The sequence below is a fragment of the Paraburkholderia sp. BL25I1N1 genome (assembly GCF_003002025.1).
GTDB lineage: Bacteria > Pseudomonadota > Gammaproteobacteria > Burkholderiales > Burkholderiaceae > Paraburkholderia.
In genome coordinates this window covers 1-1,823 of sequence record NZ_PVZB01000072.1, presented here as the reverse complement: position 1 = coordinate 1,823, position 1,823 = coordinate 1, and the positions used below count along the sequence as shown (strand labels likewise).

Sequence of the window (1,823 nt, the reverse complement as noted above, 5' to 3'; positions counted from 1 at the left end):
GAGCCGCCGGCCGGCGTGAAGCCCGCCGTCGTCAGCGTCGTCGAGTTCGCCACCGAGTTCGAACCCAGTGCCACCGAGTTCGCCGTCGTTGCCGATGCGTTGCCACCGATCGCCACTGCGTCCGTACCCGTTGCCGACGAATCCGCCAGCGTCGAGTTCGTGTGGAAGTACTTGATGCCGGTGCCGCCGTTGGTGATGTTGTTCACCACGTTGCTGATGTTGGTGACGTTACCAGCGATGTTCGTCACGTTGCCCGACAGATTGCTGACGTTGTTGCTCAGGTTCGAAACGTTATTGCTGACGTTGTTCACCTTTGCATCTTCCGACTGCAACTGGCTCACGTTCACCGCGTCCGTGGCGTTCAGACCCGCTGCCACGTTCGTGATGCGACGTTCCTTGCCCGCTGCGCCAACCGACACTTCACCACCCAGCGCCGTCGCTGCCGTGATCGCCGAGCCGCCGGCCGGCGTGAAGCCTGCCGTCGTCAGCGTCGTCGAGTTCGCCACCGAGTTCGAGCCCAGTGCCACCGAGTTCGCCGTCGTTGCCGATGCGTTGCCACCGATCGCCACTGCATCCGTACCCGTTGCCGACGAATCCGCCAGCGTCGAGTTCGCGTGGAAGTACTTGATGCCGCCACCGCCGTTGGTGATGTTGTTCACCACGTTGCTGATGTTCGTGACGTTGTTGCTCAGGTTCGAAACGTTATTGCTGACGTTGTTCACCTTTGCATCTTCCGACTGCAACTGGCTGACATTCACCGCGTCCGTCGCTGCCGAACCGGCTGCCACGTTGGTGATGCGACGTTCCTTGCCTGCCGCGCCCACCGACACTTCACCGCCGAGCGCCGTCGCTGCCGAGATCGCCGAGCCGCCGGCCGGCGTGAAGCCTGCCGTCGTCAGCGTCGTCGAGTTCGCCACCGAGTTCGAGCCCAGTGCCACCGAGTTCGCCGTCGTTGCCGATGCGTTACCACCGATCGCAACTGCATCCGTGCCCGTTGCCGACGAATCCGCAAGCGTCGAGTTCGCGTGGAAGTACTTGATGCCGCCACCGTTGGTGATGTTGTTGACGGTGTTGCTGATATTGGTGATGTTGCCCGTCGCCGTGCTGATATTGTTCACGGTGTTCGACAGGTTGCTCAGGTTGTTCGAAACGTTATTGACCTTCGCATCTTCCGATTGCAGCTGGCTCACGTTCACCGCGTCCGTGGCGTTCAGACCCGCTGCCACGTTCGTGATGCGACGTTCCTTGCCTGCCGAGCCCACCGACACTTCACCGTTAGCTGCCGAAGCCGTACCCGACAGAGCCGTCGAACCTGGGTTGTAGCCCGCAGCCGACAGGTTCGCCGTCGTGGTCGATCCCGAACCCAGTGCTACCGAGTTGGCCGCCGAGGCCGATGCGTTGCCACCGATCGCCACTGCATCCGTGCCCGTTGCCGACGAATCCGCCAGCGTCGAGTTGGTATGGAAATACTTGATGCCACCACCGTTGGTGATGTTGTTGACGGTGTTGTTGATATTGGTGATGTTGCCCGTCGCCGTGCTGATATTGTTCACGGTGTTCGACAGGTTGCTCAGGTTGTTCGAAACGTTATTGACCTTCGCATCTTCCGACTGCAACTGGCTCACGTTCACCGCGTCCGTCGCTGCCGAACCGGCTGCCACGTTGGTGATACGACGTTCCTTGCCTGCTGCACCGACCGACACTTCACCACCCAGCGCCGTCGCTGCCGTGATCGCCGAGCCGCCGGCCGGCGTGAAGCCTGCCGTCGTCAGCGTCGTCGAGTTCGCCACCGAGTTCGAACCCAGTGCCACCGAGTTCGCCGT

Annotated in this window: 1 protein-coding gene; it reads right to left on the bottom strand. The window is 61.8% G+C overall.

Annotated elements, in window-relative coordinates; genetic code table 11:
* Positions 1-1,823, bottom strand: a 1,823-nt coding sequence (locus tag B0G73_RS41820; RefSeq protein ID WP_374957063.1) for a YadA family autotransporter adhesin, incomplete at both ends; no start/stop codon positions are given.